This window comes from Jiella avicenniae, assembly GCF_021390325.1.
GTDB lineage: Bacteria > Pseudomonadota > Alphaproteobacteria > Rhizobiales > Rhizobiaceae > Jiella > Jiella avicenniae.
Genome location: NZ_JAJUWU010000014.1, coordinates 66,978 through 87,810 on the forward strand (window position 1 = coordinate 66,978; position 20,833 = coordinate 87,810).

18 protein-coding genes are annotated in these 20,833 nt (G+C 68.7%); 8 read left to right on the plus strand and 10 right to left on the minus strand.

What is annotated here, in order from left to right; all coding sequences use genetic code 11:
- Positions 1-55 precede the first annotated feature (55 nt).
- From LZD57_RS13875 to LZD57_RS13885, 3 genes are all read left to right on the plus strand, one after another.
- The gene (locus LZD57_RS13875) at positions 56-1,633 is read left to right on the plus strand and encodes an FAD-dependent oxidoreductase (RefSeq protein WP_233720077.1); all 1,578 of its coding nucleotides are present in this window, start codon (positions 56-58) and stop codon (positions 1,631-1,633) included.
- Between the two features lie 224 nt (positions 1,634-1,857).
- Positions 1,858-2,412: a sigma-70 family RNA polymerase sigma factor gene (locus tag LZD57_RS13880; protein ID WP_233720078.1), complete on the plus strand. Its 555-nt coding sequence runs from the start codon at positions 1,858-1,860 to the stop codon at positions 2,410-2,412.
- A complete protein-coding gene (locus LZD57_RS13885) occupies positions 2,412-3,050 on the plus strand; it encodes an NrsF family protein (protein ID WP_233720079.1) in 639 nt (212 codons plus the stop codon). The genes LZD57_RS13880 and LZD57_RS13885 overlap by 1 nt, the downstream gene beginning before the upstream one ends.
- A 42-nt stretch (positions 3,051-3,092) precedes the next feature.
- Here the strand turns inward: LZD57_RS13885 and LZD57_RS13890 are convergent, their stop codons facing one another.
- Positions 3,093-3,506, minus strand: a complete 414-nt coding sequence (locus LZD57_RS13890) for a hypothetical protein (protein WP_233720080.1) — start codon at positions 3,504-3,506, stop codon at positions 3,093-3,095.
- Positions 3,507-3,672: 166 nt separating this feature from the next.
- Between LZD57_RS13890 and LZD57_RS13895 the strand changes: the two genes are divergently transcribed.
- Both LZD57_RS13895 and LZD57_RS13900 read left to right on the plus strand, forming a co-directional pair.
- Positions 3,673-5,301, plus strand: coding sequence for a long-chain-fatty-acid--CoA ligase (locus LZD57_RS13895; protein WP_233720081.1), 1,629 nt, complete (start codon positions 3,673-3,675; stop codon positions 5,299-5,301).
- A gap of 193 nt (positions 5,302-5,494) precedes the next feature.
- Complete coding sequence (locus LZD57_RS13900) at positions 5,495-6,415, plus strand: DUF1499 domain-containing protein (protein ID WP_233720082.1); 921 nt, start codon at positions 5,495-5,497, stop codon at positions 6,413-6,415.
- Between the two features lie 78 nt (positions 6,416-6,493).
- Here LZD57_RS13900 and LZD57_RS13905 read toward each other — a convergent pair whose 3' ends face one another.
- The 6 genes from LZD57_RS13905 to LZD57_RS13930 form a co-directional block, all read right to left on the minus strand.
- Complete coding sequence (locus LZD57_RS13905; RefSeq protein WP_233720083.1) at positions 6,494-7,438, minus strand: MBL fold metallo-hydrolase; 945 nt, start codon at positions 7,436-7,438, stop codon at positions 6,494-6,496.
- A gap of 494 nt (positions 7,439-7,932) precedes the next feature.
- Positions 7,933-8,718, minus strand: a complete 786-nt coding sequence (locus tag LZD57_RS13910) for an SDR family NAD(P)-dependent oxidoreductase (RefSeq protein ID WP_233720084.1) — start codon at positions 8,716-8,718, stop codon at positions 7,933-7,935.
- Between the two features lie 277 nt (positions 8,719-8,995).
- Entirely contained in the window at positions 8,996-9,856 is an 861-nt protein-coding gene (locus LZD57_RS13915; protein ID WP_233720085.1) for a PCC domain-containing protein, read from the minus strand.
- A gap of 13 nt (positions 9,857-9,869) precedes the next feature.
- Positions 9,870-11,501, minus strand: coding sequence for an acyl-CoA synthetase (locus LZD57_RS13920; RefSeq protein ID WP_233720086.1), 1,632 nt, complete (start codon positions 11,499-11,501; stop codon positions 9,870-9,872).
- Positions 11,501-12,670: an acetyl-CoA acetyltransferase gene (locus LZD57_RS13925; protein ID WP_233720087.1), complete on the minus strand. Its 1,170-nt coding sequence runs from the start codon at positions 12,668-12,670 to the stop codon at positions 11,501-11,503. The genes LZD57_RS13920 and LZD57_RS13925 overlap by 1 nt, the downstream gene beginning before the upstream one ends.
- Positions 12,667-13,581: an IclR family transcriptional regulator gene (locus LZD57_RS13930; RefSeq protein WP_233720088.1), complete on the minus strand. Its 915-nt coding sequence runs from the start codon at positions 13,579-13,581 to the stop codon at positions 12,667-12,669. The genes LZD57_RS13925 and LZD57_RS13930 overlap by 4 nt, the downstream gene beginning before the upstream one ends.
- Before the next feature lie 188 nt (positions 13,582-13,769).
- On the opposite strand from LZD57_RS13930, the gene LZD57_RS13935 reads away from it, so the two are divergent.
- The 3 genes from LZD57_RS13935 (at position 13,770) to LZD57_RS13945 (ending at position 16,744) form a co-directional block, all read left to right on the plus strand.
- Complete coding sequence (locus tag LZD57_RS13935) at positions 13,770-14,786, plus strand: DctP family TRAP transporter solute-binding subunit (protein WP_233720089.1); 1,017 nt, start codon at positions 13,770-13,772, stop codon at positions 14,784-14,786.
- Positions 14,787-14,900: 114 nt separating this feature from the next.
- Positions 14,901-15,407 carry a TRAP transporter small permease gene (locus tag LZD57_RS13940; RefSeq protein WP_233720090.1) on the plus strand — a complete coding sequence of 169 codons (507 nt, stop codon included), beginning with the start codon at positions 14,901-14,903 and terminating at the stop codon, positions 15,405-15,407.
- Between the two features lie 2 nt (positions 15,408-15,409).
- On the plus strand, positions 15,410-16,744 hold the full coding sequence (locus tag LZD57_RS13945; RefSeq protein ID WP_233720091.1) for a TRAP transporter large permease: 1,335 nt from the start codon (positions 15,410-15,412) through the stop codon (positions 16,742-16,744).
- A 24-nt stretch (positions 16,745-16,768) separates the two neighbouring features.
- Here LZD57_RS13945 and LZD57_RS13950 read toward each other — a convergent pair whose 3' ends face one another.
- From LZD57_RS13950 to LZD57_RS13960, 3 genes are all read right to left on the minus strand, one after another.
- Positions 16,769-17,806, minus strand: coding sequence for a siderophore-interacting protein (locus LZD57_RS13950; RefSeq protein WP_233720092.1), 1,038 nt, complete (start codon positions 17,804-17,806; stop codon positions 16,769-16,771).
- A gap of 82 nt (positions 17,807-17,888) precedes the next feature.
- A complete protein-coding gene (fhuB, locus tag LZD57_RS13955) occupies positions 17,889-19,979 on the minus strand; it encodes a Fe(3+)-hydroxamate ABC transporter permease FhuB (RefSeq protein WP_255699957.1) in 2,091 nt (696 codons plus the stop codon).
- The gene (locus tag LZD57_RS13960; RefSeq protein WP_233720094.1) at positions 19,901-20,812 is read right to left on the minus strand and encodes an iron-siderophore ABC transporter substrate-binding protein; all 912 of its coding nucleotides are present in this window, start codon (positions 20,810-20,812) and stop codon (positions 19,901-19,903) included. The genes fhuB and LZD57_RS13960 overlap by 79 nt, the downstream gene beginning before the upstream one ends.
- Positions 20,813-20,833 lie beyond the last annotated feature (21 nt).

Consider the following 20,833-nt stretch of genomic DNA (forward strand, 5'->3'; position numbering starts at 1 on the left):
CCCTTGCATCGGCGCCGTTGGCTTCGAACCATTCCAGACAGACAGGACCGGTTCGATGCAACACGACGTCGCCGCTTTTTCCGACCTTTCCGAGAACGGCCTTCACGAGGTCGAGGCCGGAGGGCTGAAGATCCTCCTCGCCCGCGATGGCGACCGGGTGCTCGCCACCGGGGCCCACTGCACCCACAAGGGCGCGCCGCTCAAGAACGGCACGCGCATCGGAAACCGCATCATCTGTCCCTGGCATCACGCCAATTTCGATCTGTCGACGGGCGATCACATCGAACCGCCCGGTCAGGGCTGCCTCGCCCGCTTCGAAACCGCCGTCGTCGATGGCCGCGTCCTCGTGGAACTGCCGGAAGGGGCCGGCGAACACCGGCCGGAGGTCGAGCCGGCAGCGCGCAAGGCGGGCGGCAACCGGATCTTCGCCATCGTCGGCGGCGGCGCGGCCGGGCTCGCCTGTGCGCAGGAACTGGTGCGCCGAGGCTTCGACGGGCGCATCGTGATGTTTTCCGACGACGGCGAGACGCCCTACGACCGCACGGCCCTGTCGAAGACCTATCTGGCGGGCAAGACCTCCGACGACGATCTTCCCCTCGTCGGCGCCGGCGGCCTCGATGCGATCGGCGTCGAGCGGATCACCGAACGGGTCGAGCGGATCGATGCGGCGAACCGGACGATCCATTTTGCCGGCAAGGACGGCGTCGGCGAGGGCCTCGTCTACGACCGCTGCTTCGCCGCGCCGGGCAGCGCCTCCGCCACTCTTCCCCTCGACAACGCCGATCTACCGAACGTCCATACGCTGCGCACCCACGACGATGCCAGGCGGTTGAAGAAGGCGGCCGAAGCCGCGCAGAACGTCGTCATCGTCGGCTCGGGCTTCATCGGCATGGAAGCGGCCGCCGGCTTCGTTTCGAACGGCAAGACCGTGACGGTCGTCTCGCAGGAGACGCTGCCCTTCGAGAGCAAGTGGGGCGAGGCCGTCGCCGGGCAGATCGTCGGCCAGCACCGCGCCAAGGGCGTCACCGTCAAGACCAACACCGGCGTCGCGGCGATCGAGGAAAAGCGCGGCCATGTGAGCGCGGTGCATCTTTCGAGCGGCGAGGAAGTGCCGGCCGACATGGTGCTGATCGCCGTCGGCGCCAGGCCGCGGCTGTCGATCTTCGGCGAGGCGGCAGAGGCCGCGGGCGGCGTCGAGGTCGGCCCAGACCTGTCCGTCGATGCGAGCCTCTTCGCCGGCGGGGACGTCGCGAAGGTCCCGCTGCACGGGCGGGGCTATGCCACCCGGATCGAACATTGGCGGGTCGCCGAGCAGCACGGGCGCCACGCCGCCCGCGCGATGCTGGGCGACACCACCCCCTTCACCGGCGTGCCGTTCTTCTGGTCCGCGCAATACGGCCCGATCCACTATGTCGGCCACGCCAAGGTCTACGACGAATGCCACATCGAGGGGGATCTGGCGGCGGGCAGCTACACCGCCTTCTACGTCAAGGACGACAAGGTGATTGCCGCCCTCGGCCGCGGCAAGGCCGACGTCACCGCCGATCTGCACGGACTGATGCTCACGTCGGATCCGACCCCGGCAAAGAGCAGCCTCGAGGCCGTCGGCTGGGATCCGAAGAAGCTTCTCTGAAAACCATCTCTCACGGGCCGCCGGCGCAGCCCGGCGGCCGGGTCGAGCCGTCGGTCGTTCGCGCGGTCGGTTTCCGCCGGCCCGCGACGGCTGTGGCACCCCGGTTCGGCACGGCGCCTGCGACGCCGCGCGAACTCACGCCCATGTGAACGCGCCGAGATGTCGCGGCGAAAAAATTTCTGCATGGTTGAAACGAAGACCCGGACTGCTTCGAAAGAAACCCCATGCAGCCTGCCTCTCCGTCAAAGCTTCAGGGGCTCGACGACCTCCTGCGGCGCGCGCTGGCGGGTGACGAGCGTGCCTATCGAGCCTTCCTGACCGATGCGGCGACGATCGTCCGCCGCTTTGCGGCGCAGCGCATGCCGCGCCATTCGGCGGGTTTCGACCTGGAAGATCTCGTCCAGGAGATCCTCCTGGCGGTCCACGCCAAGCGCCACACCTGGCGACCGGGCGAGCCGGTGGGACCGTGGCTCTTCGCCATCGCGCGTTACAAGGCGATCGACGCCTATCGGCGGCGGGGCAAGCGGATCGAGATCGACATCGCCGGGATGGGCGACGTGTTCGAGGATCCCGCTGGCGCGCCGACCGCGATCGCCCAGGACGTCAGCCGGGCGGTCGCCTCGCTCGGCGGACGGCAGCGGGCTGTGGTCTCGGCACTGTCGGTCGAGGGCAAGTCGATCAGCCAGACCGCCCGCGAACTCGATATGAGCGAGGGGGCGGTCAGGGTGGCGTTTCACCGGGGGCTCTCGGCGATCGCCAGGAAATTCGGAAGAGATTGATGCAGACGGATCAGTTGATCGCGGATCTGGCGAGCCAGGCGACCCGCCCCAAAAACCAATTCACGTTGCCGCTCTGGCTCGCGGTCGCGCTGGCACCGTTCGTCGCCCTTGCGGTCTTCATGCCGATGCTCGGCCCGCGGGCGAATTTCGTGGCATCGCTCGCGACGGTCCGCTTCGACATGAAGTTCGTCGTGACGGGGCTTCTCGCGGTGACCGCGCTCGCCCTTCTCGCCGCCCTCGCCCGGCCGGCACGCCCGGTCGCGTACCGGCTGAAGTGGCTGGCATTGCCGACGCTGATGCTTCTCGCCGCGGTCGTCGTCGAACTTCTCGTGGTGCCCGAAGCCGCATGGGCGGAGCGAGCCGTCGGCCAGAATGCGCGGAACTGTCTGATCGCCATTCCGACGATGGGAGCGCCCGTCCTCGCCCTGTTCCTGTATGCGCTCTCTGATCAGGCGCCGACCCGGCCGGCCCTCTCTGGCGCCGTCGCCGGACTCGCTGCCGCAGGGATTTCCGCCATCTTCTACGCCGCCCACTGTCCCGACGATTCGCCACTCTTCGTCGCCGTCTGGTATCCGCTGGCGACGGCGATCCTCGTCGTCGGCGGGGCCGGCGTCGGCAGCCGGCTCCTGCGCTGGTAGCGTCGCCGGACGGCAATCGCCGCCCGGAACGACCAGCTCGCCTCAGGCCTCGCCTTCCGGCTCCATCTGGCCGAAGGACGGCATCTCGTCGCGGATGCGCGACAGGACGCCGACGAAGGCCCGCGCGAAGCCGTGGAAGCGATCGCCGACTTCCTCGCGATCGGCCACCCGGATCGCGTCGCCTTCGGCGTTGAGCACGGCGAAGAACACCCGCCCCCGGCTTTCGCCCGCCTCGCCCATGTGGATCGCGGCGATCTCGATGGCGTCCTCGAAGGACCCGTCCGTCGGCATGGCGAAGAGGAATTCGCCGCCGATCATCTCCGCGGCTTGCCGGACGCAGTCGGCAAATGCGACCTCGCCGAGGTCGCTCGTCCCGAGTGCCAGCTCGAACTCGACCGCCTCGACGCCTTCGCCGGCCTCGAACGGATCGGTCTCGACGGCTTGATTCATCTGCATGTCGAACCCCTCGTGTTTTTCGACCCTTGACGCGGTTGTGACGGCGGGAGGTGTCCAAACTTTGTCCACCGGAGCGCGACTTTACAAGGCGCTGCAATTGCCCCCACTCTGCCGGAAGGAGAAGCGGGGCCGGGAGAGCCCCGCACCGAACGGGGAGGACTTACGGATGCGCGGACTGATGCAGGACTGGCCGCTCCTCTGCTCGAAGGTGATCGACCATGCGGCGAACGAGCATCCGCTGCGCGAGGTCGTCAGCCGCTCGGTCGAAGGGCCGATGCACCGGACCAACTATCGCGAGGTGCGCCAGCGGGCGCTGAAGATCGCCCAGTTGCTGGAGCGCGAAGGCTACGGCCTCGGCGACCGCATCGCCACCATGGCCTGGAACACCTGGCGCCATCTGGAATGCTGGTACGGCATCATGGGCGTCGGCGCGATCTATCACACCCTCAATCCGCGCCTTTTCCCGGAGCAGCTCGCCTGGATCATGAACGATGCCGAGGACAGGCTGCTCTTCGTCGACCTGACCTTCCTGCCGCTGGTCGAGGCGCTGGCGCCGAACGTTCCGAGCCTGAAGAAGGTCGTCGTTCTCACCGATGCCGAGCACATGCCCGAGACGAAGCTTCCCGGGGCCGTCGCCTACGAGGAATGGCTGAAGGAGGCCGACGGCGACTTCGCCTGGAAGGAGTTCGACGAGAACACCGCCGCCGGCATGTGCTACACCTCCGGCACGACGGGCAATCCGAAGGGCGTCGTCTATTCTCATCGCTCCAACGTCCTGCATTCGATGATGGCCCAGGCGCCGGACGCGATGAACATCGCCTCCGCCTCGCGCATGCTGCCGATCGTGCCGTTCTTCCATGCCAATGGCTGGGGCATCGCCCTGACGACGCCGATGACCGGCGCGGCTCTGGTCATGCCCGGCCCGAGGATGGATGGCGCCTCGGTCTATCAGCTGCTCACAGAAGAGCGGGTGACCTGCACCGCGGCGGTGCCGACCGTCTGGCTGATGCTGCTCCAGCATCTCGAGGCACACGGGGGCGAACTGCCGGACCTTCAGCGCGTCATCATCGGCGGCTCGGCCTGCCCGCGCCGGGTGATCGAGGCCTTCCAGAACCGCTATGGCGCGCAGGTGGTCCACGCCTGGGGCATGACCGAGATGAGCCCGCTCGGAACGCTCTGTGCCATCAAGCCCGAATATGCCGACCTCACCGGCGACGATCTCCTCGCCGTCGAGGAGACGCAGGGCTTCCCGCCTTTCGGCGTCGAGATGAAGGTGACCGACGACGAGAACCGGACGCTGCCGCGCGACGGCAAGACCTTCGGCCGGCTGAAGGTGCGCGGCCCCGCCGTGGCGAAGGCCTACTACAAGGACCAGGGGGCCGAACTCTTCGACGGCGAAGGGTGGTTCGACACCGGCGACGTCGCCCATATCGACCAGCACGGCTACATGAAGATCACCGACCGGGCGAAGGACGTCATCAAGTCCGGCGGCGAGTGGATCTCCTCGATCGAGATCGAGAACGTCGCCGTCGGCCATCCGGACGTCGCCGAGGCGGCGGTCATCGGCCTGTCCCACCCCAAATGGGACGAGCGGCCGCTGCTCGTCTGCGTCAGGCGGGAGGGCCGCGACCCGACGAGGGACGACGTGCTCGGCTTTCTCGACGGCAAGATCGCCAAATGGTGGATGCCGGACGACGTCGTCTTCGTCGACGAGATCCCCCACACGGCGGCCGGCAAGATCCGCAAGACGGCGCTCCGGGAAGACTTCCGGAACTACGTCCTGCCGACCGCCTGAGCTTCGGCGAGCCGGGTCTCGTGATGCCGGTTGGCCGGTCGCTTCGAGGGTTCCGGCGGCACCCGGCCGGACGAGGCCGCATCGTCGCCGGAACCGTCTCGGCATCGGCGCGCAGCCGCGACGGAAAAACCGGTTCCCACCGATCGGGATCATGCCCTAAGATGGCCGTCATGAAATTCGACGGGCTCATCCGATGACGATGGCATTCGGCAATCTGCCGGTCAGCGGCCATTATCTCCACAAGCGGCTGAAGCTGGCTGGCTTCGCCCGCTGGCTGGCGCTGCTCGCGATCGTCGTCGTCGCCGCCGGCTTTGCCGTCTTCCGCCTCGGCGGCATCGACCCGCAGGGCCTGGCGGGCCTCCTGCTCGTCGCGGCCGTGATGGCGGCGGCAGCCTTCCTGATCGCCGTCTACGGCCTCGTGCGGGTCTGGTTCTCGGGTCTTATCGGCGGCGGCCGGGCGATCGCGGCCTTCGCGCTCTCGCTCGTCGCCCTCGCGCCCTTCGCCCTCGCCGCCTGGCTCGCGGCCGAAAATCCCCGGGCCAATCTCGCCTATACGGAGGGCATGGAACCCGACGCCGTCGCCGGCGTGATCAATTCGCCGAGCCACCCGGCGCCGCGCTGGCAGCGGGCGATCAGCGCCGAGGATCCGCCGAGCGTCGTCACAGGCCGGCGCTATCTCGCCGCCGCGCCGGAAATCTACAAGGCCGTCCGCCTCGTCCTCGCCGACAAGAAGTGGAAGGTCGACGACGTCGCCCTCGGTGATCCGAACGACCAGGAAAGCGTGAAGGAAACCGGCGATCTCGGCGTCAGCGGGACGGTGGACGTGCCGCTCCCGACCTTCCGCGAACAGGCCGAGCAGCTCAGCGCCGCCGATCTCGTCGGAACGCGCGACAGCGACCAGTACACGATCGAGGCGACGGCGCGCGATTTCCTCCTCGGCCTGCCGAGCACGGTGACCATCCGCGTGGTCGAGGACGGCAACGAGACCTTTGTCGACGCCCGCTCGACGTCGCGGGAGATGGAGGTCGACTTCGGCCAGAACCGCCGCTTCCTGGAAGGCCTGTTCGCCGATCTCGACGAGGCCCTCACCGGCCAGGTGTCGACCTCCCCCTGAACCAGGCAGCTCCGGCCATGCCGGGCAAGGCGCCGGCGCACGGACCCTTCGAGCACGTCACGCGTTCGGGCGGCTTCGTCATTCCCCGGCGGCGAGACGGTAGACGCGCTCGCCTGCTGCGCCCGGGCCGGCAGTGTCTTCCCTCACCGTCCCCTGCCTTTCGAGTTCCATGAGATGCGCCAGCACCGACAGGCTGGCGGCGCCGGACAGCCGCGCATCCAGGCCGGGATAAATCGCCGCGACGATGGCCGGGATCGTCTCGTCGCCGGCCTCGAGCCGTCCGACGATCGCCGCCTCGCGCATGCGCCGATGGTGGATCAGCCCCCGGACGAACCGGCCCGGCCGCTCCACCGGCCCGCCATGCCCCGGCAGATACCGGCTCTCCGGCCGGCCGAGCAGCTTCTGCAGGGAGGCCATGTAGTCGCCCATCGCCCCGTCCGGCGGCGCGACGACGCTGGTCGACCAGGCCATGACGTGATCGCCTGACAGGAGGACGTCCGAGCCGGTGAGCGCCAGCGCCACGTGATCCGAGGCGTGTCCGGGCGTCGCCACGACCTCGACGTCAAAGCCGCCGAGGCGCAGCGTCTCGCCGTCTTCGAGATGGCGGCGATAGGCGATGCCGCCTTCGACAGGCGCATCGACACGGGTGACCGCACCGTCCTCGGCGACGGCGGCCGGCCGCGCGCCGTAGAGCGGCGCGGAGACCCGCGAGGAGAATTCGTTCGCCAGCGCCGAATGGTCGGCATGGGCGTGGGTGAGCACGACGGCATCGACCGGCCTGCCACCGACGGCGGCGATCAAAGCGGCGAGATGCGCATCGTCCGGCGGCCCCGGATCGACGACGAAGCAGCGGCCATCGTCCCCGACGACATAGCTGTTCGTCCCGGCGAAGGTGAAAGGCGAGGGATTGTTCGCCGTCACCCGCAGGATGCCGGGCGAAACCTCGACGGCGCGGCCATATCGGGGGTCGAAGGCGGTGGTGAATTCCGGCTCCGGCGAGCCGTCGGAAGATGCGTCGGTCATCGGGCGAGACTATCAGAAGAATGCGGCAGGCGCTCGTCGCGTGGGGCGTCGCTGCGCGATCGTCCGCACGGGAAGCGACCCCAAGTGCAAGCTGAAGGCGAACCCCGAGTTGTCGATCCGGCAGAGTTGGATTATATTCGGGGAGCGGGAGCCGGAGCGCTAACTCCGACCCCCTGTGCTTAGTGGAGAAGTTGGACCCGGATCTCGACAGCCCAGCCGGTCCGGGTCCTCTCGACCCTAAGCACGACGGTCAGCGGAATCATCCACATATCCGTCACTCCTTCGAGGGCAAAGCCGTTGCCTCGGCCGCGGTGGCTCATCCTCCGCGGTCCGCGGGCTGGGACGCGGCGCTGCTTCTGCCCTCGCCCAATTCATGACGCGCAACATCCGGCTTCGCAACTTCTGCGTCGTCGATCCTGCCGCAGACGGAGCGAAAGACGTCGCTGACGTGATCACCGTAGGCGCAAGGAGCGGCGCATCCCGCCCCCCGCGGGTCAGGCGCCCCGCATTTCGCGCCGCATGGTCGGCAGGCCGATGCCGGCGGCATCGAAGCCGCCGTCCACGCCGAGGATCTGGCCGGTGACGTAGCTCGCGCGCGGCGAGCAGAGATAGAAGATCGCGTCGGCGAGCTCCTCTTCGAGGCCGTAGCGTTCCAGCGGGATCGTATCGCGATAGTCGGCGCGGATGGCGTCGCTGTGGACCGCTTTCGCCATCGCCGTCTCGACCGGGCCGGGCGCGACGGCGTTGACGCGGATACCGAGATGGGCGAGCTCCACCGCCTGCTGCTTGGTCAGGTGCTTCAGACCGGCCTTGGAGGTGCCGTAGGCGACGCGCAGGGTGGAGGCGCGGAAGCCGGAGATCGAGGTGATGTTGACGATCGCCCCGCCGCCGGTCTTGGCCATCACAGGCGCACAAGCGTTTGTCATCAGGAACGGCCCCCCGAGATTGACGGCGAGCACCCGCTGCCACTCGTCGTGGGTGGTCTCGAGCAGAGGCTTGAAGACGGCGGTGCCGGCATTGTTGACCAGCGCATCCAGCCGCCCGAACGACGCCTCGACCGCTGCGACCGAGCGCATCACGGCACCGGGATCGGCGACGTCGGCGGTGATTGCCAAGGTATCGTCGGGCCGTTCCAGCGCCGCGACGGCCGCCTCCTGCGCCGCGCCGTCGACGTCGAGCAGCGCGACCCGCCAGCCCTCCTCCAGAAAACGCTTCGCCGTCGCGAGGCCGATGCCCCGCGCCGCGCCGGTGACCAGCGCGACCTTCTGCTGTTCGGTCATTCGTTTCGTTCTCCGTCGTTTGATAGCAGTCCGGACGCGTCGCGCATCCGGCTACCCCCCTCTGCCTGCCGGCATCTCCCCCGCAAGGGGGGAGATCGAACGCGTTTGTCGGACACGGCATGTCCGCGCATCCAATCCTCACGCCAACGGCCAGCAGCCTTGACTGCGGTTTGCCAAGGGCGAAGCTGCCAATCTCCCCCCTTGAGGGAAAGATGGCTGGCAAGCCAAAGGGGGGTGCCACGGCACGCCGCCAACCGGTCTTGCGGCAACGACGCCCTTATCCCTCCGGCACCACCACCAGCTCGAACGTCACGCAGACCGGATTGTCGCCGCGCACCAGCACGCCCTCGAATATCGTGCCGTCCATGGCGACGACGGCGACGTCGAGCCGCACGCGTCCGTCATCCAGTCGCCCGTCGCGGATCAGCAGTTCGGATGCGTATGAATTCATCGGCGGTCCTTCCTCGAACCGCGCCTCGTTGAGGCTGCCGATACCGTGGATGCGGGCCCGGGTGATGCCCTCGTCCCGGCAGACGGCCTCGATCGCGAGGCAGACGTCCTGGTTCGGCCTGAGCGTCAGAGCAAGGCCTTGGGGAGCGTCCGAGGCCGGGCGAGCGGCGTTGTTCGGCTTGCGTTTGAGCGGCTCGGCGGCGAACAGGCGGAAATTCGTCTCCGGGTCCTCGCGCGACTCGAATGCCGCCCCACGCAGGCCGATTCCCGTCACCCGAACCGGCTCGGCGGCGAAGCTGTCGGGCGGCAGCATGTGCCCCATGGCGAGCGCTCCGCCCGCCGGCCGCCAAGCTCCGTGGCAATGGACGAAGGGCGCGCCGTCGCGCCGACCGACGATGGCGCCGGCCTCTTCCACGGTCACCACGCCCTGCGGTGCGAAGGTCTCGGAATACCACGCCGCATGGCTCGGCCTCGGAGAACCCGCCGGCATGACATAGCGGAACGGCATGAGCTTCGCGCCGGCAAGGCTCACATAGGCGGCATCGCAACCGGCCTCCGCGACGCCGCGGCCGAGACCCGCCTCCATGGCTTCGCCAGGCTCGACGACGAAGTCGAGCGCCACCGCCTCGCCCCAGGCCTTCGCATGACGGGTCGCCGCGGCCGGGCCCGGATGGCGGATCGTTCGCATCGCCCCGGCCATCTCAGGCGGCCGCCCCCGCGGTCAGGACGCCGCGCTCTTCCAGCGCCTGGCGCACCAGCTTCTTGGTGATCTTGCCATAGGCCGATTTCGGCATCTCGTCGAAAAAGACGAAGCGCTTCGGCATCTTGTAGCGGGAGATCTTGTCGGCGAGGAATGCGCCGACCTCGGCCTCCGTGACCGTCTCGCCCGAGACCGCGACGAGGACGGCGATGCCGACCTCGCCCCAGTCGGGATCCGGCACGCCGACGATCGCGGCTTCCGAGATCTTCGGATGGGCGAGGATCTTCTCCTCGATCTCCCGCGGATAGACGTTCGAGCCGCCGGAAATGTACATGTCGGAGGCTCGGCCGGTGATGTAGAGATAGCCCGCCGCGTCCCGGTGTCCGAGATCGCCGGTGCAGAACCAGCCATTGCGGAAGGCCTTTAGATTCGCCTCCGGGTTGTCGTAATAGCCGGCAAAGACCGCCGGCCCGGCAACGCAGATCTCGCCCGACTGGCCGAGCGGCAGCTCGTTGCCGGCCTCGTCCTGGATCGAAATCTCGATGCCCGTGCGCTCGTAGCCGCATGTGCCGACCCTTGCCGTTTCGTCGTCGAGGCTGTGCTCGGCCGGCGGCAGGACGGTGATGTTGCCGGTCACCTCGCCGAGGCCGAAATACTGGACGATGACGGGGCCGAGCTTTTCCAGCGCCCGCTTCTGGTCCGCCCGGTACATCGGCGCGCCGGCATAGATGACGTAACGCAGGGAGGAGTGATCGAAATCGTCCACCGCCGGATGCTCGACCAGCCGCTTCACGATGGTCGGCACGGTGAACATGTTGGAGACCTTGTAGCGCTCGACGAGCCCCCAGGCCTCTGCAACGTCGAAGCGCTCCGACGGCAGTAGCACGGTCGTCGCCCCCGCCGCCACCTGGGTGAGCTGGTGGACGCCCGCCCCGTGGGACAGCGGCGCGACGACCAGCGAGACATCGTCCGACCCGGTGCCCGGCATCAGGTCGTTGAGATGATTGACGGCGACGAAGGCCATCTGGCCATGGGTCAGCACCGCCGCCTTGGGCCGCCCCGTGGTACCGGAGGTGAAGAAGAACCAGCAGGGATCGTCCCGGTCGACGTCGACATTGGCGACGTCTTGCCCGAGATGGGCCTCGACCAGCGCGTCGTAATCCTCGCCGAACGCTGCCTCGCCGATGGCGATGGTGAAATCCGGCGCGCGCTCCGAACGCTGGCAGGTCTCGGCATGAGCCGGAAAGCTGGCATTGCAGATCAGGCCGCTCGCCCCGCTGGCGGCAAGGAGATAGGCGACTTCCTCCGGCGTCTGGCGGAAATTGGTCGGCACATAGACCGCCCCCAGCCGGAAGCAGGCGAACATCGCCTCGAACATCTGGTTGCAGTTCTGCGACTGGACGAGGATCCGGTCGCCCTTCGTCACGCCGAATCGATCCCTCAGGGCAGCCGCCATGGCGCCGACGCGGGCGTCGAAGTCCCGCCAGCTCCAGCGGCGCTCGCCCCATACGAGGGCCGGCCGATCGCCCAGCCGGCGCGCCGCCCGGGTGACGAGATGGGCGAGGTTGGAGACGCGGGTCGATTGCGGCGCGACGCCTCCCTTCGGCGCGCCGGCCCCTGGAGCCTCGGCCATTACTTCACCCGCTCGAGGATCGACACGTAGTTGGCGACGGCGGCGCCGCCCATGTTGAACACGCCGGCGATCCTGGCGCCCTCGATCTGCATGTCGCCGGCCTCGTCCATGAGCTGCATCGCGGCCATGACATGCATGGAGACGCCGGTCGCGCCGATCGGATGGCCCTTGGACTTGAGGCCCCCGGACGGGTTCACCGGCAGCTTGCCGTCCTTGCGCGTCAGTCCCTCGCGCACGACCTTGTAGCCTTCGCCCCGCTTTGCCAGCCCCATCGCCTCGTATTCGATCATCTCGGCGATGGTGAAGCAGTCGTGGGTCTCGACGAAGTCGAGATCGTCGAGGGTCAGCCCCGCCTCTTCCAGCGCCTTCGCCCAGGCCGTGCGGGCGCCGGCGAATTCGGTCGGGTCGCGCCGCGAGATGGCGAGGACGTCGTTGGCGTGCTGGCGCGCCCGGAAGGCGATCGCCCGCTCCAGCGTCTCGGCGGTCTCCTCGTCGGCGAGGACGATCGCCGCCGCCCCGTCGGAGACCAGCGAACAGTCGGTGCGCCTCAGCGGCCCCGCGACATAGGGGTTCTTGTCGGAGACGGTGTTGCAGAAGTCGAAGCCGAAATCCTTGCGCATGTGGGCGAAGGGGTTCGCCATGCCGTTGGAATGGTTCTTCGCGGCGATCATCGCGAGTTCCTCCGAGCGGTCGCCGAACTTCTGGAAATAGGTCTGGGCGATGCGGCCGAAGATGCCGGCAAAGCCGCCCTCGACCTCCGCCTCTTCCTCGCGGTAGCTGGCGCCGAGGAGGATGTCGCCGACCTCGACGGTCGGGATCGCGGTCATCTTCTCGGCGCCGACGACGAGGGCGATCCGGCCGCGGCCGGATTCGATGAAGTCCATCGCCGTGTAGAGAGCGGCCGAGCCGGTGGCGCAGGCGTTTTCCATGCGGACCGCCGGCACCTGGCCGAGCCCGTCATGGGCCATGCCGACGAGAGCGCCCTGGAAGTCCTGCTTGGAAAAGCCGTTGTTCATGACGCCGACGAAGATGCCGTCGACGTCGCTCGTCTCGATGCCGGCATGGGCGATGGCGGGGCCGACGACCTCGCCCATCAGGGCCTGGGTCGAGGGGGCCTCGACCTTGCCGAAACGGCCGTGCGACCAGCCGACGATGCGTGCCTTGCTCATGATCCGATACCTCCCAGAAAAACGGTTTGGCGGGGCGCCTCGGCGGGGGTGATCCCGGCCACCGGCCGGCCGCTCGCCGCAGGCGCGGTAAAGCGCCGTCGCAGCCGCGTCTCGACCTTGGCGGCCTCGGCCGAAAGATGCCGAAAGAGTTCATCCTGGCGCGGCTCGCCCATCCGCCCGTCGATCGCGGCGATGGACAGGGCGCCGGCGACGTGGCCGTCGGGATAACGGACGGCCATGCCGATCGCCCAGGAATTCGTCAGGACCCGCCCCGGATTGAGGGCATAGCCGCGGTCCCGGGCGAAGGCGACGTCCGCCGAAATCGCCTCCGGCGTATAGGCGGGATAGCGCTCGGCGAGCGCTGCGGCATTGGCTGCGAGGATGCGCTCGATCTCGGCGTCGGAAAGCGCCGCCAGCATCGCCATGGCCCCGGCGCCGACACCCAGCGGATGCCGCTGCCCGGGCAGAAGCGCATGGGTGCGGATTGGAAAGGCGCCTTCCTCGCGGTGCAGGCAGACCGAAAAGTCGCCGCGGCGGACGCAGGCGAAGCTCGTGTCGCCGCTGATCCTCGACAGGGTTGCGAGGCTTTCCAGCGCGCAGTCGAGAAAGCCGAAGCGGTGGGACGCCAGAACGCCGAGGACATAGGCCTCCTCGCCGAGGAAATAGCGCCGGGTGACCGGATCCTGCTCGACGAGGCGCGAGCGGATCAAGGCGAGCACGAGCCGGCGCGCCGTCGGACGGTTCAGGCCGCTCTCCTCGACGATGGCGGCCAGCGTCGCGCCCTTCTCGCAGTGGCGGCCGATCAGCGAGAGCAACGTCAGCGCCCGGTCGACGCTCTGCGCTCCACCGTTTTCCGCCGTGGCCTTTTCCAGCGTATCCAAGCCTTCACCGTCCAGATTGTGGACATCCATTCGTCGAGATCATTGTCGCGGAACCGAAATGAACTTGCAAGCACCGAGCCGTGATGGCACCTTGCGCCTCCTTGGCGGGTGAGGCCATCCACAATGTGGACCTCGGGAGGGAGCTAGCCGGACCCGCAATCCGCATCCGGGCCGGCGGGGCCTCGTTCACGCCGGGGATCAATCTGGGAGGAAGCACCATGAAACTGAAGCATCTCGCCACCGCAGCGGCCTTCGTCGCCGCCGTCGCGGCCACCGCATTGACGCCGGCGAACGCCGAGACGTTCCGCCTGTCCCACAACACCAACGACACCACGACCTGGCAGAAGGGCGCCGAGAAGTTCAACGAGTTGCTGAAAGCGGGCTCGAACGACGAGATGGAGGTTCGCATCTTCCCGAACGCCCAGCTGACCGGCGGCGATCAGATGAAGCAGGCCGAGATGGTCGGCCGCGGCGCTCTCGACTTCGTCGTCACCTCGGCGATCAACGTCACCCCGCTGGTGCCCGAGATGGCGGTGTTCTCGCTGCCCTATCTCTACACGGACTACGACGACGTCGATGCGACCACCTCCGGCAAGCCGGGCGAGCGCATGACCGAGATCCTGGCGAAGAAGGGGATCGTCGTCCTCGCCTGGGGCGAGAACGGCTTTCGCGAGGTCACCAACAACGTCCATCCGATCAAGGCGCCGGCCGATCTGAAGGGCCTGAAGATGCGCGTCGCCGGGCCGATGTACATCGACGTGATGAACGCTCTCGGCGCCAATCCGCAGCAGATGCAGTGGACGGAGACCTTCTCGGCCCTGCAGCAGGGCGTCGTCGACGGCCAGGAAAACCCGATCGGCGCGGTGATCATCCCGCAGCGCGTTTACGAAGTGCAGAAGTACATCACCCCCTGGCACTATTCCTACGACCCGATCTTCATCGGCGTCAGCCAGAAGCTGTGGGATTCCTGGGACGCCGAGAAGCAGGCGATGGTGCGCGACGCGGCCGAGCAGGCGATGACCTACCAGAAGCAGATCACCCGCGAGGACACCGCCAAGGGCCTCGAATTCCTCAAGGAAAAGGGCATGGAAGTCTACGAGCCGAGCGCCGAGGAGATCGACGCGTTCCGCCAGGCGACCAAGCCCGCCTTCGACACCTGGGCCGAAAAGGTCGGTCCGGATCTCGTCTCGCTCTTCCAGGAGACGATTTCGGCCGGCGAGAAGCCCGCGAACTGACGCCGGGCGGGGCGGCGGTCCGGCCGCCGTCCCTTCGGCCATCGCGGCCCGATGGCCCGCGCCGACGCCCATCGGCGGCCGGCAGGGCGACATTCCATCAACCCGAGAAGCATCATGCGTCACCTCCTCGACGAGGCGGAAAAGATCGTCTGCGCCGTCATCTTCCTCGCCATGACGGCGCTCGGATTCGTCAATGTCGTGGTGCGCTATCTGACGAGCTATTCCTTCGCCGCGACGCAGGAGCTGCTGCTCGACGGCTTCCTGCTTCTCACCGTCTTCGGCGCGGCGATCGCGGCGCGGCGCGGCGAGCATCTCGCGGTGACGCTCGTCACCGACCTTCTGCCCCCGGGCGGCCGGCGGGTGGCGGTGGCCTTTTCGGCGGCGCTGTCGATCCTGCTCCTCGCCTTGTCGGCCTGGTACACGTTCGATCTCGTCCAGAACCAGTTCCAGAGCGGCGTCACCTCCTCGGGCATGCAGATCCCCGAATGGTACGTGTCGCTCGGCCTGCCGGTCGGCTTCGCGCTGATCGCCATCCGCCTGGTCCAGGCCGGGATCGCCGAATGGCGGGCGGCGGGCGCCGCCGGCGAATACGGACGCGGTGACGGCAAGGGAGAGATCTGACCATGCTCGATCTCGATCCCGGCACGGCGATGGTCGTCCTGTTCTTCGTGCTGCTGGCCCTGCGCGTGCCGGTCGCCTTTGCCCTCGGCCTCTCCTCGCTCTACGCCATGTGGCAGATCGGTTTCGGCCTCGATCTCGTCGGCGACCTCCTGTCGAGCGGCATCGCCAAGTTCTCGCTGCTCGCCATCCCGTTCTTCATCCTCGCCGGGGCGCTGATGGGCACGGTCGGCATCGCCGAACGGATGATCCGCTTCTTCCGGGTGCTGGTCGGCGATTTGCCCGGCGGCATGGGCGTCGTGGGCACCGTGGTGTGCCTCTTCTGGGGCGCCGTGTCCGGCTCCGGCCCGGCCTCGGTGGCGGCGATCGGCCCGCTGATCATCCGCGGCATGGAAGAGGACGGCTATCCGAAGCCCTTCGCCGCCGCCCTCGTCTGCACCGGGGCGGCCTTGTCCATCGTCATTCCGCCGTCGATCGGTCTCGTCATCTACGGCGTCATCGCCGAAACCTCGATCGCCCAGCTCTTCATCGCTGCGATCATTCCCGGCCTCGTCATGGGTCTTTTGATGATCGCGACGCTGCCCTTTGCCGGCAAGGCGCGGCATGCCGCCGCGACGGCGGCTTCCGGCGGCGGCCTCGCCGCGCTCGCGCCAAAGCCCTATGCGGGGTTTTCCTACCCCGCCCGGCTCGGCCGCGCCTTCGTCGACGCCTTCTGGGGCCTGCTCACCCCCGTGGTGATCCTCGGCGGCATCTATGCCGGCGTCTTCACGCCCACCGAAGCGGCGATCGTCGCGACCGTATACGCCCTGTTCGTCGGGCTCGTCATCTATCGCAGCCTGACGGTGAAGACGCTCTATTTGGCGCTGGTCGAGGCGAGCGCCTCCTCGGCCGTCGTCATGCTGGTCGTCACCTTCGCCAGCCTGTTCGGCTGGGTGGTGACGGTCGACGATCTCGTCGGCAAATATTCCGGCGCCCTCCTGGCGATGAGCGACAACCAGTGGGTCATCCTCGCCGTCATCATGGTGGTGGTGCTGATCGCCGGCATGTTCATGGACGCGATCACGATCATGTTCATCGCCCTGCCGATCTTCCTGCCGGTGGTGCGCGAACTCGGCTGGGACCCGGTCTGGTTCGGCGTCGCCCTGATGGTCAATCTCGCCATCGGCCTGTTCACGCCGCCGGTCGGGATCAACCTCTTCGTCGCGGCGAACATCACCCGTCTGTCGCTGGAGAAGATCGCGCTCGGCGCCCTGCCCTTCCTTCTCACCAGCCTCGTCGGCCTGGCGATAATCGCCGCGTTCCCGGAGATCTCGCACGTCCTCCTGCAATTCATGCAGTGAGGCTGGCGGGTTCGCCGGCCCCGCTCACCGGGTCCAGTAGGCCGAGATGTAGGTTTCCTCGAGAGAGACGCCGAGCCCGTCGCGGAAATGCTTGCGCGCCTCGCGCGCGAGGTCCCGCTCGGCGGCGATCCAGACGAAGCGGCTCTCTCCCGCCGGGGGAAACGGAACCGAGAGGATCGCGTCCCACAGGCCCGGCCCCTCGCCGCGGATCAGCCACGTCACCGTCATGCCGGCCGGCGCGGCCATCTCGACCCTGTCGGCCGGATCGCCGAGTTCGATGAAGGCATGCCCGCGCCGGTCGGGCCGCGACGTCTCGACGATGCGGCGGATCGCCGGCAGCGCCGTCTCGTCCCCGGCGATCACCATAAACGCGCCCGGCGGCAGCTCGCCGCCGCCCGGTCCGGCGACGCCGACCTCCTCGCCCGGCCGGACGGACGCCGCCCATGTCGTCGCGAGCCCGCCTTCGTGAAGATAGAGATCGAAGGAGAAGCGGCCCTTCTCCGGGTCGACCTCGACGAAGGTGTAGGCAGGCCGGTGCAGCGCATCCTCGCCCTTCGGCCAGATGCTTCGGCCGCTCGCGTCGAGGCGCGGCCAGACGGGCGTACGGCCCTCGGGCGGGATCGCGAGCCGGAAATGCATGCCGCCCTCCAGAAGGCTTGACGCGGCTTCGCAACCGAGCGTCAGCCGCAGGAAATTCGGCGAGATCCGCTCTCTGGAGATGAAACGCGCCAGGCGGAAGTTCGGCGGGAAGATGCCGCTGGTCGGCAGATCACCTTGCCACGACATGCGGTCGGAGAGCTGCGGAGCGACATGGTCGAGGAGATGCAGGAGCGCCTCGCGCATCTCGTGGATCTTGCCGACGTCGCGGGCCGCGATCGTGACGGCGAAGCCTTCGCCGGCGATCTTGGCTTCGATCCACCCGACCGGCAAGGCGACCGCAAGGGCATTCTCCTGCCGGGTGACGGGATAGCCGTGCCCGGCGATTTCGTCGGCCAGATCGGCGATCAGGGTGTCGGCGAAGGGCCGCGTCGCGAGGCCTGTGGCATGGGCGGAAAACGTCATCTGCTCTTCCTTCGAACATCGGCGCGGCCCGACGCAAGCGTCTTCAAAGGTGCCGGGTCCGGTTTCAAGTCACGAGATCGGCTCATGCGGCGCCCGCTCCGCTGCGGCGGCGCCCGGTGAGAAGGATGAAGCCGAGGCTGCCGAAAAGCCCGGCGACGAGGCCCCCCGGCAGCTGCCACGGGCTCATCGCGACACGGCCGACGAAGTCGGACGCGACCATGACGACGGCGCCGAAGAGTGCCGTCGCGGCGACATGCGCGGCGAGCAGCCGGGTCCCGAACAGCCGCGCCAGATGCGGCGCGATGAGCCCGACGAAGCTGAGCGGTCCGATGATCATCGTCGCCGCACTGGCAAGGAGCGCGGCGAGAAACAGCGTCGCCGCCTGGACCGCGCGGACTTTCAGGCCGAGGGCCTGCGGCAGTTCGGCGCCGAGATCGAGCAGCCCGATCGGCCGGCGGCAGGCCAGGACGAGGCCGAGGGAGGCAGCGAGGAAGACGGCGAGCCAGAGCGTTTCCGGCAGCGAGACGAGCACCGTCGAGCCGGACAGCCAGGTCAGCAGCGTCGCCGCCTGCATCGAGGCGTTGGCCAGCGCGATCCGGACGATGGAATCGAGAAACACGCCGAGCGCGATGCCGGCGAGGAGCACGGCGGCGATCTGGTCCCGGTGCCGACGGGCGAACCACAGGACGATCAGGGTGGCGCCGATCGCACCGAGAAAACCGGAAAGGAGCAGCAGCGTCCGCGAGACGACGCCGAAGATCAGGGCGACCAGCACGATGGCGGCGGCCGCGCCGTTGCTGATGCCCAGAAGCTCGGGGCTCGCAAGGTCGTTGCCGACGATCTTCTGGACGAGCAGGCCGGAGAGCGCGATCGCAGCGCCGGCGAGGCCCGCACCGAGCACCCGCGGCAGCCGGGCGAGAAGCAGCGTCCCGTCTCCGGCCGGATCGAGCAGCTCCCAGCCGGCGCCGGTCCGCCCGATCGTCAGGGCGGCCGCGGCGACGAGACCGAGGAGGAGGCCGAGCTTCAGGAACAGGCCGGGACCGGCATCTTCGAAGGTCCCGGCGGAGCGAAGCGCCGACGGCTTCGGGCGGGTCTGAAGACGCGTGCGTGCCAAAAGCAGGAACAGGACCGGCGCGCCGAACAGCGCCGTCACCGCGCCGGCGGGGACGAGCCTGCCGCTCGCCCCGGACAGAAGCTGGGCGAGTGCGTCGGCGGCGAACAGAGCGAGCGCGCCGAGGCCGGCCGAAGCGAGCAGCGTCACGGCGACCGAGCGCGGCCGGCAGAGCCGCACGACCGCCGGGATCGCAAGGCCGACGAAGCCGACGATGCCGACCCGCGCGACGACCGCGGCGGTCAGCGCGACGGCGACGAGAAGGACCGCCACGCGCGCGGTCTCGGTCCTGAGCCCGAGGCTCTCGGCGAGGCCGTCGCCGACGGCGAGCAATCCGATCACCCGGGCCGAAGCCACGAGGACAGCGGCTGCGACGACGAAGGCGAGACTGAGGACGACGGCGCCCGTCCAGTCCGACTGGGCGAGGTGGCCTGAACCCCAGAGGAACAGAAAGGCGAGCTGCTGCTCGTTGAACAGGACGAGCGCGGCGGAGGCCGCCGAGAGAAACAGGCTGATCGCCATGCCGGCAAGGGCGAGTTTCGCCGGCTCGAAATCGTGCCGCTTGCCGATCAGATGGACGAGGCCGGCCGCACCGAGGGCGCCGAGAAAGCTCCAGGCCTCGCGCGGCAGGAACGCCGCCGAGGGCCCTGCGAGCGCGGCGAGCGCCAGCGCGAACTGCGCGCCGGTCGCAACGCCGAGCGTCGTCGGCGACGCCAGCGGGTTCCGCAGCACCGTCTGCATCGCCGCGCCGGCGAGCCCGAGCGAAGCACCGGCGAGCAGCGAGACGACGAGCCGCGGCAGCGTCGCATAGTGGAACATCACCGCCGCGAAGACGTCCCCCGGCGGGTCGAACAGGCCGAGCCGCACGACGTGAAACGTCAGTCGCGGGTCCCAGCCGGCCGCCAGCGTCGCCGCGCCCAGCAACGCCAGCGCCAGGGCGACGCCGGTGAGCCTTGCCGCAGGCGCGGAGGAGACGGAGGTCGTCAGCGGTCCGTCCCCGTCAGTGCCGCGGCGATCGCATGTGCCATGGTTTTCGCCGAATCGATGCCGCCGAAGGTCCAGGTGATCGGCAAGGCGTGCACCCTGCCCGCCCGGACCGCCGGCAGGGCCTTGCCGAGCGGCGTGGCGAAGACCGAGGCCATCGCTTCGTCGGTCACCGGCCCGGCGACGACGATGGCGGCATCCGGGTCCTCGGCGAGCACGCTCGGCTCGGTCAGGGCGAAGCCCCATTCGTTGACGTCGCCGGGATAGGCGTTGGTCAGGCCGAGCCGGGAGAGCACGGTGTCGGCGATCGAGCCCTTGCCATGGACGCGAAGGGCGTTCGGCCCGATGATCCGGACGAAATAGACGTGGCGCCCCGCAAGCCCGGCCGACTGCAGCGCCTTCGCCTCTTGCCCGAAGGTCTCGTCGGCGGAGGCGATCAACGCCTCGGCCTTGCCGGTTTCGCCGAGCAGATCGCCTATCCTGCGGGTGCATTCGACGACGGTCGCATAGGCGTCGCCGCCGGTGCCGTTGAACGTGATCTCTTCCACCGGGGCGAGCGCCGCGAGCTTCTCCTTCAACGGCCTCAGATGCGCGTGGGAGAGGACGAGATCGGGCTTCAGCCGGGCGATCTCCTCCAGATTGGGTTCCTGCCGCGAGCCGACGCCGGCGACGGTCTCGGGAAGGGCAGGTTCGCCCACCCATTCGCGGTAGCCCTCAGCATCGGCGGCGCCGACCGGCGGACGGCCGAGGGCGAGCAGCGTTTCGAGCGCGGCCCACTCCATGACGACGATCCTTTGCGAAGATGCCGTGCCGGTCGCTGGTTCCTGAGCGCCGGCGGCAACGGGCGCGGCGGCGAGGGCCGCGACGAAGAGGGCGAGGACGGTGCGGCGGATCGAAGGCAGAAAGAGCATGATGGTCGGGTCCAGCCGTGG